This is a genomic window from Lacipirellula parvula (genome assembly GCF_009177095.1).
In the GTDB taxonomy this organism is placed as follows: Bacteria; Planctomycetota; Planctomycetia; order Pirellulales; family Lacipirellulaceae; genus Lacipirellula; species Lacipirellula parvula.
The window spans coordinates 1,141,422-1,157,719 of record NZ_AP021861.1; the positions used below are offsets into that span (position 1 = coordinate 1,141,422).

The 16,298-nt window shown below is 63.0% G+C and carries 9 protein-coding genes; 7 read left to right on the top strand and 2 right to left on the bottom strand.

From position 1 onward, the window contains the following. Nucleotides 1–162: 162 nt before the first annotated feature. Together mutS and PLANPX_RS04195 are read left to right on the top strand one after the other, a co-directional pair. Nucleotides 163–2,889, top strand: a complete 2,727-nt coding sequence (gene mutS / locus PLANPX_RS04190) for a DNA mismatch repair protein MutS (protein ID WP_152097513.1) — start codon at nt 163–165, stop codon at nt 2,887–2,889. A gap of 28 nt (nt 2,890–2,917) precedes the next feature. Beyond that, nucleotides 2,918–4,612, top strand: a complete 1,695-nt coding sequence (locus PLANPX_RS04195; RefSeq protein WP_152097514.1) for a hypothetical protein — start codon at nt 2,918–2,920, stop codon at nt 4,610–4,612. A 94-nt stretch (nt 4,613–4,706) separates the two neighbouring features. On the opposite strand, the gene PLANPX_RS04200 is transcribed toward PLANPX_RS04195, so the two are convergent. Together PLANPX_RS04200 and PLANPX_RS04205 are read right to left on the bottom strand one after the other, a co-directional pair. Continuing rightward, nucleotides 4,707–7,688, bottom strand: a complete 2,982-nt coding sequence (locus PLANPX_RS04200) for a sulfatase-like hydrolase/transferase (protein ID WP_172991861.1) — start codon at nt 7,686–7,688, stop codon at nt 4,707–4,709. Between the two features lie 249 nt (nt 7,689–7,937). After that, nucleotides 7,938–11,057 carry a sulfatase-like hydrolase/transferase gene (locus PLANPX_RS04205; protein WP_152097516.1) on the bottom strand — a complete coding sequence of 1,040 codons (3,120 nt, stop codon included), beginning with the start codon at nt 11,055–11,057 and terminating at the stop codon, nt 7,938–7,940. 670 nt (nt 11,058–11,727) lie between these two features. On the opposite strand from PLANPX_RS04205, the gene PLANPX_RS04210 reads away from it, so the two are divergent. The 5 genes from PLANPX_RS04210 to PLANPX_RS04230 are packed head-to-tail and all read left to right on the top strand — an operon-like array spanning nt 11,728 to nt 16,243. After that, nucleotides 11,728–12,591 carry a sulfotransferase family protein gene (locus PLANPX_RS04210; protein ID WP_172991862.1) on the top strand — a complete coding sequence of 288 codons (864 nt, stop codon included), beginning with the start codon at nt 11,728–11,730 and terminating at the stop codon, nt 12,589–12,591. A gap of 12 nt (nt 12,592–12,603) precedes the next feature. Continuing rightward, on the top strand, nt 12,604–13,839 hold the full coding sequence (locus PLANPX_RS04215) for a glycosyltransferase family 4 protein (RefSeq protein ID WP_152097518.1): 1,236 nt from the start codon (nt 12,604–12,606) through the stop codon (nt 13,837–13,839). 48 nt (nt 13,840–13,887) lie between these two features. Further along, nucleotides 13,888–14,190, top strand: a complete 303-nt coding sequence (locus tag PLANPX_RS04220; RefSeq protein ID WP_152097519.1) for a hypothetical protein — start codon at nt 13,888–13,890, stop codon at nt 14,188–14,190. After that, the gene (locus PLANPX_RS04225) at nt 14,187–14,891 is read left to right on the top strand and encodes an SDR family NAD(P)-dependent oxidoreductase (RefSeq protein WP_152097520.1); all 705 of its coding nucleotides are present in this window, start codon (nt 14,187–14,189) and stop codon (nt 14,889–14,891) included. The genes PLANPX_RS04220 and PLANPX_RS04225 overlap by 4 nt, the downstream gene beginning before the upstream one ends. After that, nucleotides 14,891–16,243, top strand: a complete 1,353-nt coding sequence (locus tag PLANPX_RS04230) for a class I adenylate-forming enzyme family protein (protein ID WP_152097521.1) — start codon at nt 14,891–14,893, stop codon at nt 16,241–16,243. Before PLANPX_RS04225 ends, PLANPX_RS04230 begins: the two co-directional genes overlap by 1 nt. Nucleotides 16,244–16,298: the final 55 nt, after the last annotated feature.

Below are 16,298 nucleotides of genomic sequence, written 5' to 3' on the forward strand. Positions count from 1 at the left end.
GGTTGAGGCCGACGCCCGTGCGCTGGTAGCATGGCGTGCTGCGAGTCCCCTGCCCTTTCCCGTATTCCTTTGCGCCTTCGCGCCTTTGCGTGAGACAATCTTGATTTAGATCTCACGCAAAGGCGCAAAGGAAATGCAATAACTCAGAAGCGAAATAGTTCGATGGCTCTCTCTCCGATGATGCAGCAGTATCACGACGCCAAGCAGGTGGCGGGTGATGCGATTTTGCTGTTTCGGATGGGAGACTTCTACGAGCTGTTTCACGAGGATGCGAAAACTTGTGCGCGGGAGTTGGGACTGTCGCTCACCAGCCGCGACAAGGGTGAAAACCCGATCCCGATGGCGGGATTTCCGCACCACCAGCTTGACCAGTATTTGGCGAAGCTGATCGCCCGCGGATTTCGGGCCGCCGTCTGCGAACAGATGGAAGATCCCAAGCAGGCGAAGGGGATCGTCAAACGCGAGGTCGCACGGATCGTGAGCCGCGGGACGGTGACCGACGATTCGCTGCTGGAACCGTCGACGGCGAACTTCCTGCTGGCACTGGCGGCGAGCCCGACGAAGGACGCCTGCGGGTTGGCGTGGGTCGACGTGTCGACCGGGCGGTTCGAGGCGACCGTGACGACCGCGGAACGGCTCGGCGACGAACTCGCTCGCGTGGCGCCGGTGGAAATTCTGGTTCGCGAGGATGCGGGAGAGTTGCCGGGGGAGTGGTGCGAAGGGCGGATGATCACGCGGCGGCCGACGTGGGCCTTCAGCCGTGAGGCGGGCGACGACGCGCTGACGCGGCACTTTGGCGCCCACTCGCTCGACGGGTTCGGTTTTACCGACGACGACGGCCCGGCGATCCAGGCCGCGGGGGCGGTGCTCGACTATCTCAACGAAACGCAGAAGACCTCGCTGGGGCATATCGATCGGCTGATTCCCTACCGCCGCGAGACGCGACTGGAAATCGATCAAGCGACGCGACGGAGTTTGGAAATCAGCCAAACGATCCGCGATGGGCGGCGCGAGGGTTCGCTGCTCGGCGTGATGGATCGGACCGTCACCTCGATGGGCGCTCGGCTGCTGGGCGAATGGCTGGCGGCGCCGCTCACTGACGTGGCGGCGATTGATTCACGACTTGATGCTGTGGGCGAGTTGCACGCCGATCCGTCGTTTACCGGCGACCTGCGCGAGGCGCTCCGTTCGATTTACGACATCGAACGACTGCTGGCCCGCGTGACGACTGGTCGCGCGACGCCGCGAGATCTCAGCTTCGTCGCCAGGACGCTCCGCTGCTTGCCGGTGGTGAAGGCGAAGCTAACGGGGCGAAAGTCGGCGCGGCTGTCGCAGTTGGAAGAGCGGATCGACCTGTGCGGCGACGTGCGGGAGAAGCTGGAGACGGCGCTCGCCGACGATTGTCCGCTGAACGCCCGCGACGGCGGCTTCGTGCGGCCTGGCTTTCATGCGGAACTCGACGAGCAGCGTGAGCTTTCCAAGGGTGGCAAGCAGTGGATCGCCGCCTATCAGGCCGAGGCGATCGAGCGGACCGGCATCGCGTCGATGAAGGTCGGGTTTAACAACGTCTTCGGCTACTACCTCGAAATTACTCACGCCCATCGCGACAAGATTCCGGCCGACTTCATCCGCAAGCAGACGTTGAAGAATGCCGAACGGTATGTGACTCCGGAGCTGAAGGTTCACGAAGAGAAGGTCCTCGCCGCGGAAGAGCGGGCGAAGGATATCGAGTACGACTTGTTCGTCGAGCTGCGCGAGACGGTTGCCGCGGCCGCGCGGCGGATTCTGGCGACGGCCGATGCGCTGGCGGAAATCGACGTGCTGGCGGGGCTGGCGGAACTGGCGCGGTCGCGCAATTACTGCCGGCCGACGATCGTTGCCGAGCCGCGGTTGGAACTGATCGCGGGGCGGCACCCGGTGCTCGATGCGACCGAGGCGGCGGGGACGTTTGTGCCGAACGATACGAGCTGCGAGGGACGAGTCGCGAGTCGCGAGTTGGAACCAGCAGGCGCCGAACTTCCTCCTAATAACTCGCACCCCGCCACTCGCCACTCGATACTCTTGATTACCGGCCCCAACATGGCTGGTAAGAGTACCTACATCCGGCAGACGGCGTTGTTGCAGTTGATGGCGCAGGTCGGCAGCTTTGTGCCGGCGAAGAGTGCGACGGTGGGCGTCGCCGATCGGATCTTCGCCCGCGTCGGAGCCAGCGATGATTTGGCCCGCGGCCGTAGTACGTTCATGGTCGAGATGACCGAGACGGCGCGGATTCTCAACACGGCCACCGCGCGGAGCCTCGTGATTCTCGACGAGATTGGCCGCGGCACGAGCACCTACGACGGGCTGTCGCTCGCGTGGGCAGTGGTCGAGCATTTGCACGATCAGATTGGTTGCCGGACGCTCTTTGCGACGCACTATCACGAATTGACGCAACTGGCGAAGGAGTTGCCGCAGTTAGCGAACTTCAACGTCGCGGTTCGCGAGTGGCAGGACCAAGTGGTGTTCTTGCACCAGATTATCCCCGGGGCGGCGGAGAAGAGCTTCGGCATTCATGTCGCGCAGCTGGCCGGCGTGCCGCGGGAAGTGAATCAGCGGGCGGAGCAGATTCTTGCGAGCCTGGAGAAGGGCTCCGCCGCGGCGAGCCAAAATCGGGCCGAGGACGTAGAACTAACGCGCGTCGACGGTTCGCACGCGGGGGCGAACGGCGTGAAACGCGGACGGCGTCGCGCGGGGGCCCAACTGCAGATGACGTTGTTCGAAGCGGCCGAGCATCCGCTGCTCGAACTCATTCGCGGCGTCGATCTCGACGCGACCAGCCCGCGCGACGCGATGAAGTTAATCGATCACTGGCAGGAGCAACTGCTGGCCGAAGCCAACGGATCTGCTTAGCCTGTCGGAACTCTCACGGAAGACGACCATGTCACGGCGCCTCGCGACTCTGCTGCTGGCCGCTGTCGCGGCGGCAGCCTTGAACTGTGCCATTGCCGTCGCCGGCGGCGGACCGCAGAACGTGGCGCTGCTGGTCAATTCGAACGATCCCGATTCGCTGGCGGTCGCGAACTGCTACATCGAATTGCGGCAGATCCCGGCGACCAACGTCGTTTACATCCCGTGGAAAGGGGACGATCGCAGCACTTCGGGGGTGCTGTTTCGCGATTCGATCATGAAGCCGGCGCTTGCGGAGCTAGAGCAGCGAGGCGTGCTGCCGCAGATCGACTGCATCGCGTTCAGCAGCGGGTTTCCCTATCTGATCGACTGCGCGCGGATGTGGCCGAACGAGCAGTTCCCGAAGACCTCGCGACCGGTGACGTCGCTCACGTCGGCAGCGTACCTTTCCCAGTTCTTGTTCGCGGAGCGGAAGGAGATGTTCCTGGGCAACGTGAATCTGTATTACGCGCCGACGGTCGCCGGTAAAACGAAGTCGCGGGCGTTCTCGGCGAGCGAAGGCTGGGGGCCGAACGGTCCCGAACCTGGCGGGTTGAAGTATTACCTCTCGACGGCGCTCGGCATTACGCATGGTCAGGGAAACACTGTGGATGAGGTGATCGCGTCGCTGCGCCGTTCGAAAGGGGCCGATGGCGCCAATTATCGCGGCACCATTTACTACATGGCGAACAACAACGTCCGCTCGAAGGTTCGCGACGCGGGCTATCGCGACGCGGTGGCGGAATTGGCGGCGCTTGGCGTGAGGGGCGTCGTCGACCAGGGGACGGCGCCGTTGGCGAAACTCGACGTCGCGGGGCTGACGACGGGGACGCCCCACCTGTTGCTGCGCGATTCGGGGAGCACGATTTTGCCGGGCGCTTTGGTCGACAACCTGACGAGCGCCGGCGGGCAGATGATGCTGCGCGAAGAAGTGAATCCGCAAACGCGGATCAGCGAGTTCATTCGGCTTGGCGCCGCCGGGGCGTCGGGAACGGTGTGCGAGCCGTTCGCGCTGGCGGCGAAGTTTCCGTCGCCGGCGTTGCATGTGCACTATGCCCGCGGCTGCTCGCTGGCGGAATCGTACTATCAGTCGGTGGCGGCGCCATGCCACTTGCTGATTATTGGCGATCCGCTTTGCCATCCATGGGCGAAGACGCCGAAGGTGAGCTTGCCCGGCTTTGACGTGACGACGCCGCTGAAGGGCACCGTCACGCTGACGCCGTCGGCCGCGTATCCCGACAGTCGCCAGGCGAGCCGGTTTGAGGCGATCGTCGACGGCGTGCGGACCGCGACGGCGAATCCGGGGCAACCGCTCACGATCGATACGACGAAGCTAGTCGACGGCTGGCATGATCTGTGGGTCGTGGCCGTCGACAACACGCCGATCGCGGTGCAGGGAGGCTGGGTGGGCGTCGTCGAGGTTCGCAACGGAAAGGGTTCCGTCTTGCTGAGCGTCGTGACGCCGTCGGTGGGGATCGACGAGTCGGTCGTTCTGAAAGTAACGGCGACGCAGAAGGGGGACGTCGAGGTGTTCCAGAACAGCGAGTCGCTGGCGACCGTCGCGGGCGGCGAGGGAGAGGTTTCCATTCCGGCGAAGACGCTGGGCCGCGGCAAGGTGAAGCTGACGGCGATCCAGGCGGGGACGCCGGGAATTCGCTCGCGGTCCCTCACGGTGGAGATTCGGTAGCAAATCGCCGCATCCGCGCACGAAAATGGCGGCCCCAACGTGGTCGGGGCCGCCATCACGATGCTTGCCGTCTGTCCAATCGCAGACGTTTTCGTTACGCGGTCTGCCGACGACGGGCTGCCCAGCCAGCCACGGCGGCGATCGCCAGGAGCGACGCTGCCGCAGGCTCCGGCACCGTGGCCGAGGCCGCCGTCGTCGCGACGGGGCCAGTTCCGAAGGTTTGTTGCCAGACCAGGAAGTCGGCCCCGTCGGTGACGCCGTCGCCGTTGGCGTCGCCAGCCGTCGTGGTTCCGAAGGCGCCCTTCCAGATGACGAGGTCGTCGTTGTTCACGTAGCCGTCGTTGTTGAAGTCAGCGTCGTTGGGCGTGAGATTAAGCGCCGTCAGCACGCGGAACTGCAACGCATCGTCGCCTGCCACGCTCAGGTTGAAGGTGATCGTGCGATGGTCGGCGGAAATCGTGACCTGATTCGCCGGGTCGAAGGCGACCCCGCGATTGGCCGCTTGTCCGTAGTTGCCAAAGCCGCCGACGATTTTGTCGGAGAGAGCCAGCGTGCCGACGTTGGTAATCAAACCGATGATGTCGTCGGAGAAGGTGACCGACCCGACGATTTGCTTCATCGTGCCGACTTCGTTGCCTTGCGGATCGAAGTTCAGCATGTAGCTGACGTACTCGGCGTTTTGGGCCAGCACGCCGCTGGAGAAGCCGTTGTTGGCCGAGTTGTTTTCGCCGGGAGTGACGATGGCGTCGACGCTGAGCGCTTGCAGGAGTCGTCCCCGCGTCTCCTGAGAGACTTGCATTCCGGCCGATTCCGACATCCCCAGCGAGAGATCGGTGGGCCGTGCGCCGGGAACGGCGGCTTGACCGCTCACGCCTTGAACGCGGTAGCCGGCCGCGTCGAACTTGGCGTTGTACATGCTGGCGACGTTGGCTGCGGTGACCGCGTAGTTAGCGAAGCGCATCTCGGCGATCTGGCCGCGGAAGCCGCCGAGGAACGGCCGCGGGCCAGTGCCGCCGTTACCGCCGACGTTGTTCGAAGAATAGCCGCGGGCGTTGCCGAGGCCGGCTTCGTCGAGCCCGTCCCAATTGACCGTACCGGCGGCGCCCGCGATGCCGGCGATGTGGGTAAAGAGGGCGCCGTTGATGTAGAGATCGAGGTAGCGATTTGCCGGGTCGTCCGAAATGACGGCCGTCACTTCCATGAACCGTTTGGTCGGGTTGTCGAAGACGTCGAGCTTGCCGGTGGCGGTCAGGCTGACGTCGCCCTGCCCGAGCACCCGAACGCGAACGTCGTTGAACACGCCGTCGCCGTCGGCGTCGCCGATCGACATCGACATGCCGGCTGAATTTCCATCGCCGGTTTCGAAGACGAGTTGGTTGCGATCCATCGCGTCGATTTTGAGCCACATGCTCAGCGTCGCCGAGTTGTCTTTGTCGTAGGGGCTATTCGCCTTCGGGTCGGAGACGCGGAAGAAGGGACGGAACATGTAGTCGTTGCCGTCGAACTTGTAGGCGTCGTGGGCCAGATTCGGTTGGAGCGGAGTCGTCGCGACGAGCTTCGCGTCATAGGCCGGATTGTGGGGCTGGTTGTGAACGGCGTCCCAGGTTTCGCTGCGGAAGTCTTTCACCCGCGTGGTCGAGCGCCACTGCGTCGGGTATTCGCCGCGTTGGCTGGCGTTCCAGGTGAACATGACGGGGTCGGTGTCGCGTTGCGGCATCGAGGCGTCGACGCCGGTGAGCCAATTGTCCAACTTGCCGAGCATTTGCTGCACCTTCTGCGGCATTTGCGAGGCAAGGTTTAGCGGCGAATTGACGTTCGTGCTTTCCGTCGGGTTGGCGGCGATGTTGAAGAGCATGATTTGCTCAGGATTGCCGCTCTCGGCATAGATCTTAATGAGCTTGTAATCGCCGTCGCGGATCGCCGACATCGGCGTGGCGTTGTCGGAGTAGTGGGGAATGTGGAAGAACAACTCGCCGTTGGCCCCGAACGCCCGTTGCAGCGGCACGCCGCCCGGCAACTGGCCGTTATTGTGGAGGACCGGCAGGATCGAGGCGCTTTCGAGCATGGGGTCGAGCGGCGCCGTGATGCCGGCGATTTCCGAGGCGGTAGCGAAGAGATCCATGCCGACGGTGGGGACGCTGCTCGTGGAGTTCGGCGCGATGCCGGGCCCCCTGACGATGAACGGCACGCGCAAGCCGCCTTCGTAGATGTTGCCTTTGCCGCCGATCAGCGGCTCGTTGAATCGCGCCGAGGCGTTGCCGCCGTTGTCGGAGGTGAAGAAGACGTAGGTGTTGTCGGAGAGTCCCTGCGCATCCAAATTATCGAGCACCTGGCCGACCATGGCGTCCAATTCGAACGTGTCGGCGGCCAACTGGTCCGACTTGTGGCGAGCGCCTTTCGCTTTGTTTTGGAAGTACTGGAACGTCGACTGTCGGTACTCGTACGGAGCATGCGACGCGCTGGGCGCCAGCAGCATGAAGAAGGGCTTGTCTTGCGAGGCCTGGTCGTTGATGTAGGCGTTCGCGCGATTGGCCGTGCTGAACAACTTGTGCGGATCTTCGCCGGCCGGGGCGTACCCGTTCAGGAAGAAGTCGTACAAATCGAAGCCATATTCGGTCGGCGTCGCTCCGACGTGATCCTTGCGGATCATCGCGGTGCCGTAGTCGGGGGTCTTCGCTTTCAGCCAATCGGCGACCGTCTTGTTTTCATCCAACTTGTACATGGGCAGGACGCCGGTGAGTTCGTGCCCGGAGTAGACGGCGTCGGGGAACAACGTGTAGTCGATGACGTTGTTCATTTGATTCTGGGCGGGACTTTTGCCGGTCAGCAGCGCGATCTTGCCGGGCGAGCACATCGGCTGGCCGTAAGCGTTGGAGAACCGCATGCCTTGCGAGGCGAGCCGTTCGAGATTGGGAGTTTCGTGGTAGTCGCTTTTGGAGAAAGGAATGTTCGGGTCCATTTGGACCGACGTCTGCGTCCAACCGATGTCATCGCCGAGGATGAACAAGATATTCGGTTTCGACGAGGCGGCGAACGCCTGCAACGGGCAGGCGAGAACAAGTGCGCCGACAGTCATTGTCGTACGTCGAAGCCAGACGAAAGGCATGCACCGCTTCATATGGTTCTAGAATTCTTGGTCTGAGACTAACGGGCCGTTAGTCGATGGAAATAGCGGTCGGGGAGCTGCAATCATTTGCCGCCTGGCATACGTGGCGCCCGCGTCTGCAGACGTTGCGGGTGCGCACGGCTCTCTCTCTGTTCCGAAAAGAATTACTGCGAAAAGGACGCCTGCCGACGCGTACCGTGCAGTCGGCGCTGAAGGACGTCATCCGATGCGAACCGCTTTCTTCCGCCGCTGGATTCCTGCGGCGGAAGCCGCCATGCCGATCAACAACATTGCCGCCGCCGAGGGTTCCGGAACCGCGGCGACGCTCGTCGTGTTAGCAGCGACGTTGGTCACGTTGCTGGCGACGGCCGACGATCCGTAGGCGACGCCCGTGCCGTTGTTCTGCTGCCAGATCATGAAGTCGGCCCCGTCGGTGATGCCGTCGCCGTTGGCGTCGCCGGCGGCTGACGTGCCGAAGGCCGTCTTCCACACGGTGAGATCGGCGCTGTTGACGATGCCGTCGCCGTTGAAATCTCCCGGGCCCATAAACCCGGTGACCACGCGGAACTGCTGCATCTGGTCGCCGGCCGCGGTAAGCCGGAAGCTCAGGGTGAGGCGATCGGCGGAGATCTTGATGAAGTCGCCGGTGGATCCAGACCCCATGAGCGTCAGGCCGCGATCGCTCGTCACGCCGTAGTCGCCGATCGAGCCGAGGATTTTGTCGGTGGCGGCCAGCGAGGCGTCGTCGAACATGATGCCGAGGATAATCTGGTTAAACGTAATGACGCCCGAGGAGGTGACGGCGCTTCCCGCCGAGCCGACGGGGTCGAGGTCGAACAGGTAGCTGCTGACCAGGGTGCCCGCCGCCAATTGGGCGGTGGATCCCATGGCGCCCGGCCGCAGGATGACGTTGGCGGGCAAGGCCGCGTCGAGCGTCAGGCTTTGGTCGAGGCGGTCGCTGCGTTCGTGGAAGATGCGGACGGCTGCGGATTCCACGGCCGCCGAATTCTTTGCGACGCTGCTGGGGCGGCTGGCAAGGCTGGTGGCGCCGCCGCCGAAGCTCTTCACGCCGAACGTGACGGGCGCCAACGCCGAATTGTAGCTGGCGAGCACATTCGCCGGCGTCAGAGCGTAGTTATTGAATTTGGCGCTCGCCATCTCGCCGCGGAAACCGCCGGTGAACGGCTGGACGCCGGAACCGCCGGCCGCGCCGAGCCCGTCGCCGCCGACGTTGCCGAGGCCGGCGCGATCGTAGCCGTCCCACTGCAGGCTGTGCGCATCGCCCAGCTGGCCGTTGATTTGGCCGACAAGCGCGCCGTTGACGTACAGCTGGAGATAGCGGTCGGTGTTGCTGTCGTTGAAGACGGCAGTGGCCTGAATGAAGTCCTTCGTCGGATCGGCGAAACGGTCGATCGGGACGTCGAGCGTGAGGGCCTCGCCGTTGGCGCCGAGGACGCGGAAGCGGAGATCGTTGCTGCCGCCGACGCCGTCGGCGTTGCCGAGGGTGAGCGACATGCCCTTCGTGCCGTCGCCCGATTCCATCAGGATGCCGCTGCCTTGCAAGTCGTCGGCGCGGAACCAGACTTGGGCCGACATCGAACGGTCGAAGTCGTTGGTGCCGGGATTGAGCGTCGTCGTGCGGGCGGTCGGGTCGCTCACATGGAAGAAACGAGTGTTCATGCCGTCGCCGCCGTCGAAGTTGAACGCCGCCTTCGACAGATTGGCCTGGTAGCGCTCGGCAGCGAGACGAGTCGGCGCTTCGCCTCCCGCGTTAATCGTCCAGCTTTCGCGAGCCTTGTAATCGACGTTTTCCAGTGAGCGCCAGAGGGTGGTGTCGACTCCCGGCGTTTCGGCATTCCAAGTGAGGTTGATGTTCGTCCGGACGTCGTAGGCGAACGAGGCGTCGATTTTTGCCAAGTAGTTGTTGAGCTTGGCCTTCAGATCGGCGACGATCGTCGGGTTTTGGTTCGCAACGTTGACGGCTTCGCCGATGTCGGTCTTGAGGTTGTAAAGGAAGTACTTGTCGGCGGCCCCGTTTTCGCCGTATTGGCGGTAGAGCTTGTAATCGCCTTCGCGGACGAACGATGCGGGAATGAGCCGCGTGCTCGGACCAACCGCCATGTACTGCGGTTGGTGAACGTAGATTTCGCCCCCTTCGCTGTACTGCCGCTCCAGGTGGTCGACGCCGGCGGGCAGGACGCCGCCGTTTTTCAGCACGACGTTGAGGTCGGCGCCTTCAACCCCTTGCGGGACCGGTCCGGTGTAGCCGCCCCAGGAAGCGACGGTCGAGAAGATATCCATCGTCGTGACGGGGAGATCGCTGAACGTATTCGCAGCGATGCCGGGGCCCGCGACGATATAGGGGACGCGAACGCCGCCTTCAAGGATCGATGACTTTCCGCCGCGCAGCGGGTAGCCGGAGCTGAGGTTGAGCGCGGCGCCGTGGTCGGACGTGAACAGGATGTAGGTGTTGTCGGCGATGCCGAGTTCTTGGACGCGATCGAGCACGGCGCCGACGGAGTCGTCCATGTGTTCGATCATGGCGGCGTAGCCGGGATCTTTGTGGACGGCCCCCTTGGGGAGCGCTTCGTACTTGGCGCGGGTTTCGGGCTTGGCGTAGATCGGGGGATGGGGCGCCTTCGGCGCGTACTGCATGAAGAAGGGCGTGTTGCTATTCACCGACTGCGTCATGAACGTGTCGGCTTCGTGCGCGAGGGCTTCGAGGCCCCACGGGTCGACGTTCTGCGAAGGGACGCCAACGTCTCGGTAGTAGTCGAAGCCTGCGGAGGCAGGCGTGACCGTCGTGGGAATGTCGAGATGCCACTTACCGATGAGCCCCGACGTGTAGTTGGGGTTCGACTGTTTCAGGATGCGCGGAATTGTGAGTTGGGTGGGGTCGAAGAATTCAGGCGTCGGAGGAGTGAGCGGCAATCCCGTAAAGGAACCCATGTAACGGTCCGTGCCAGGCTGCGCGTCTTTCAGCTCCGTTGATTGAAGTTGGCCGGGGCTTTTGCCGGTGAGCAGTGCGGCGCGCGTCGGGCTGCACATCGACGTGGGAGCGTAACCATTGCTGAACCGCATGCCGGACTGCGCGAGCGCCCCGATGTGCGGGGTTTGATAGAAGTCGCTCTTGGAATTCGGCACGTTCGGATCCATGAGGACCGAGAGGCCGTTCCAGCTCAGGTCGTCCATGATCATCACGATGATGTTCGGCGCGGCAGGCTGGGCCGAGGCTGTCTCGACGGAGACGAGCGCGAAGGCCCCAAGGGTTGCCAAGGCAATGGCAGGCCGAGCGAACTTGGTGGCAGCAAATCGGACCGCGGAAGAGAAGTTAGTCATTGATGAGTCGGTCAGGGAACTTAGTGGAGATCCTTAGCGCTCAAGCGACGTCCCTGCCACTTTTCTGCTGACAATCGGGCCTTTTCGTGCGTTCGTTGGAGGAGTGACCTTGAGTATTCACCAACTGCGGAGAATGTACAGATTTTTGGCGAAATTGAATGCGTTTTCGTCGCTCAGATTCAGTTACATTTGCGAAATAATCCGGTCAGGGATAGCAAGCCGTTCGCTTTCCACGGAGACCTCCCTTTTAAGGGCCTTGCGTGTCGCCAGAAGTCACTTCGACGGGACGCTCCGGCGGCTTCGGATTTGTGAAATCGACTGCTCGGATTCTGCGTTTAGTGTAAAGCCAGTTTTCTGCTTGCAATTGCCCGCGTCCACCCGTCGCCAAGGGCCGTGATATGTCGCGGGTGCACCGTGGATTTCAGCGGACAAGGGGGTGATTGAGAGCTCCTCGACGGGCGTCGTCGGCCTCTCGTGCTGGACACTCCTTCGCGACCCTCCCTCGCGGCTTCCCGCCCTTCTATCTGGTTCGAACGGCAAATTCGGAGAGATCCTCCTTCGATCTCGGCGAATTTGCGGTCCCCGTGATAGACGGCGCTGGCTTTGGATAGCCAGAATGAGTCCATTCCTTAGGTAATGAATGCGGCGCCGAGGCATTGGTCCAGGGTTGATGGAAGCAGATTCTTTAGATCGCCCGATTATCGTCGTCGGGGCGCCGCGCTCCGGGACGACCCTGCTGGGGCGATTGCTCGGCGAGCACCCTGCGCTGGCGCACGTCGATGAGCCTCGCCTTACCTGGCGGTACGGTAACGACGCCAAGGGGGATATGCTCACCGGCCGCGACGCCCGCCCGGAAGTTTGCCGGCATATCCGCGCGAAGTTCGCGGAGGCCGTGCGTAATGACGGGAAGCAACGGCTGCTGGAAAAGACGCCGAGCAACTCGCTGCGGATGGAGTTCGTCGATCGGGCGTTGCCGGGCTGTATTTTCGTTCACATCATTCGCGACGGCGTGGAATCGTCGCTCGCGATTCGGCGGTTCTGGCAAGATCACGCCCACGGCGTCGACCGCGGCAAACTGTGGGAGCGGCTGCGGGAGATTCGCCTGCGGCAGTTGCCGTACTACGGCCGCGAGTTCATTCGGCGCGTCGCTCCCAAGTCGATGTCGGGGCTCGTACGGCGCCCCGTTTGGGGGCCCCGCATTCCGGGGATCGATTCGCTGCTGCTGGAACTGGAACTGATTGAAGTTTGCGCCCTGCAGTGGCGGACGTGCGTCGAGGCGGCCTGCCATTACGGCCGCGAGCTGCCGGCCGACCGCTACCGGGAAGTTCGGTTGGAGGAGATGTCGCTCGAGAAGCTGCGAGAGATTCTCGCCTTCTGCCAACTCGAACCGTCGCCGGAAGTCGAGGCGGCGTTCGCGCGGGACTTCGATTCGCAGCAGACGGCCCACCGGCGGAGCGTCGCCCAGCCGGAAGATTTGGAACTGATCAACAAGTGGACCGAGTCGACCCGCAAGTGGCTCGGCTACAGTGACTGAAGTCGTTGAAACATGCCTGCAAAAACGCCCCCGACATTGCTGTTAATTTCGCAGGTCTACCCTCCCGACCCGACGTCGGTGGGGCAGCACATGCATGACGCGGCCGTGGAGATTGTGAACCGCGGCTGGCGGGTGATCGTGTACACCTCGGCGCGCGGATACACCGATTCGTCGCAAAAGTACCTGCGGCGGGAGACGCGCGACGGCGTCGAGATTCGTCGGCTGCCGCTTTCAAGTTTTGGCAAAAGCACGCTGGCGTTGCGGCTGCTGGGGCAGATTCTATTCGTGGCGCAAGTGGCGCTGCGCGGGATGTTCTTGCCAAAGCTCTCAGCGATTCTGGTGAGCACCAGCCCGCCTATGGCAGGCGCGGCAGCACTCTGGATTCGTTTCTTCCGCCGCGTGCCGGTGAAGTTCTGGGTGATGGACCTGAGCGTCGATCAGATGATCGAGGCGGGGCTCGCCAAGCCGAACGCAATCACTACTCGGCTGCTGCGCGGGGTCTACCGCCGGACGCTGCAGAAGTCGCAGGGGATCGTCGCGCTCGACCGGTTCATGGAAGAGCGGATCGCCAAGACCTACGGCGTCGATAAGAACGTCTACGTGATGCCGCCCTGGCCGCATGAGGATCACGTCGATCCAGTATCGCATGCGGAGAACCCGTTCCGCACGCAGCATGAACTGACGGACAAATTCGTCTTCATGTACAGCGGCAACATGGGGATTGGGCATCCGATCGACGTGCTGCTGCAAGCGGCGCGGCAGCTAGAGGATATGCCCAACGTGATGCTGTTGTTTATCGGCGGCGGCGTGCGGCGGGCGGAAGTTGAGCGCGAGATCGCCGAGCGGAAGCCGAAGAACGTCATGCTGCTGCCGTACCAGCCGATCGACCAGCTGCGGTATTCGCTTTCGGCGGCCGACGTCCATCTGGTGACGATGGAAGACGGCGGCATCGGCTGTTTTCACCCCTGTAAAGTCTACGGGGCGATGGCCGTGGGGCGTCCGGTGCTGTTTGCCGGGCCCGATCCGTCGCATGTGACAGACCTGATTGAGCGATATATGATGGGGTGGCGTATTTCACCCCACGATCCGGCCCAAGCAGCCCAGGAAATGCGGCGAATTGCGGGTCTGCCGACGGCGGAGCTCCAAGCGATGGGCGAGCGAGCGCGAGCCGCGATCACCCAGGCTCTAAGCAAGACCCAACTCTGTAATCGGTTCTGCGACGTCGTCGTGAGCGGCGTCGGCGGGTGAGCCATATTCGAGAAGAAATCCTTTCGAGGAAAGATAGCGAGCGAGTTTATGAGCAAACGTGATCAGGTGATGCAGCTGCTGCGCGAATGCGTCGCGGAGTATGGCGAGCAGACGGGCGGCGAATACGACCTGAAGGACGAGACGCCGCTCATCGGCCCCGACTCGCCGGTCGACTCGCTCGGCTTGGTGATGATCATCACCGGGTTCGAGTGCAAGTTGAACGAAACGTTCAACGCGGAAGTCGTTCTCGCCAGCGAAAAGGCGATGTCGATGAATCGGAGCCCGTTCCGGACGCTCGGCGCGATGGCCGACTACGGCGTCGAATTGCTCGATGAAGAGGCCGCCGCATGAAGCCGCAAGATTCCGCGATCGTCATCACCGGTTCCAGCCGCGGCATCGGCCTGGGGCTCACCAACGTCATGCTCGAACGGGGCTGGCATGTCTTCGGCTGCAGCCGCGGCCCGAGCGAGGTGCAGCACGAGCGCTACCAGCATTTCGAAATCGACGTCGCCGATGAGAAGGGCGTCGTCCACCTGTTCGGCGGCGTTCGCAAGAGCGGCAAGCCGTTGTACGCGGTGCTGAACAACGCCGGCACGGCGTCGATGAACCACGTGCTGACGACGCCGTTCGAAACGATGAAGAAGCTGTTCGCCGTGAACGTCTTCGGCACGATGCTTTGCAGCCGCGAAGCGGCGAAGCTGATGCTGCGGCACAAGACAGGCCGGATCATCAACTTCGGCAGCGTCGCGGTGCCGTATTCGCTGGAAGGCGAGGCGGTCTACACGGCGTCGAAATCGGCGGTCGAGGCCTACACGAAGGTGCTGGCCCGCGAGATGGGCGAGCATGGGATCACCGCCAACTCGGTGTCGCCGAACCCGGTGAAAACCGACCTGATTGCCGGCGTGCCGGTCGAGAAGATGACGCGGCTGATCAACCGGCAGTCGATCAAGCGGTACGGCGAGTTCGAAGACGTGCTGCGGGTGGTCGACTTCCTGCTCGATCCGGAAAACACGTTCGTCACCGGGCAGGTGATTTATCTCGGAGGTCCGTGATGCCGCTCACGTGGCTGCTGGACCGATTTCGGGAACATGCCGACGACGACGCGATCGTTTGGCACGACCAGATCACGCGCTACGGCGAACTGCTGGAGCGGGTTGAACGGGCCGAGGAATTTCTGCGGGCGAACGACGTGCGGCCGGGCCAGGCCGTGATGCTCGACGCCGATTTTTCGCCCAACGCGATCGCGCTGCTGCTCGCGGCCATGCAGAACCGCAACATCATCGTGCCGATTGCTCGGCATGTGACGGCTGATCGCGATAAGTATTGCCGCCTGGCGCAGGTGAGTCACCGACTAAGCGTTAACGCCGACGACAGCTACGGCTGCGTTTCGGAAACGGGCATCGAGCCGTCCCATGAGCTGTACAAGCAGCTGCACGAATCGCAAAGCCCAGGGCTCATCCTGTTCAGCTCTGGTTCGACCGGCGAGCCGAAGGGGGCGGTCCACAGCCTCGACTTCCTGCTGAACAAGTTCAAGCTTTCCCGCCACACGCAGCGAATGATCACGTTCCTGCTGTTCGACCATATCGGCGGGTTCAACACGATGATGTACGGCCTGGCCAATCATGGCTGCATCATCACGCTGCCGTCGCGCGACGCGGCGACTGTTTGCCGGGCGGTGGAGAAGTATCGGGCCGAGGTGCTGCCGGCGTCGCCGACGTTCCTCAACTTGCTGCTGGTTAGCGGCGAGTACGCGAAGCACGACCTCTCGAGCCTGAAGATCATCAACTACGCCACCGAGGTGATGCCGGCGGCGACGCTCGAGCGGCTGAACGCCGCGTTCCCGGGGGTGACGTTCCGGCAGTCGTACGGCATGACGGAACTGGGAATCATGCGGACCCAGTCGCGGGACAACGCCTCGACCTGGATTCGCGTCGGCGGCGAGGATTACCAGACGCGGGTGGTCGACAACATCCTGCACATCAAGGCGAAGTCGTCGATGCTGGGCTATTTGAACGCTCCGTCGCCGTTCGACGCCGAGGGGTGGTTCAACACGCAGGACGAGGTGGAAGTCGACGGCGAGTGGCTGCGATTTAAGGGCCGTAAGTCGGACATCATTAACGTCGGCGGCGAGAAGGTTTACCCGGCCGAGGTCGAGACCGTCATTTTGGAAGTCGACAACATTGCCGACGCCACGGTGACGAAGGAAGCGAATCCGCTCACGGGCAGCATCGTCGTCGCCGAGGTGACGCTCCACCAGGACGAGCCGTTGCCGAACGTCATCAAGCGGATTCGGCAGCATTGCTTCTCGAAATTGCCGTCGTATAAAGTTCCGGTGAAGATCCGGCTGAGCGACGCGTCGGCGCGGGTGAGCGAGCGGTTCAAGAAACAGCGAGGCGAAAAGTAGGCATCAGCCACCGCCTGCCGTTCCGCACCGTGCCGCGGAGCGCGGTATGATTGTG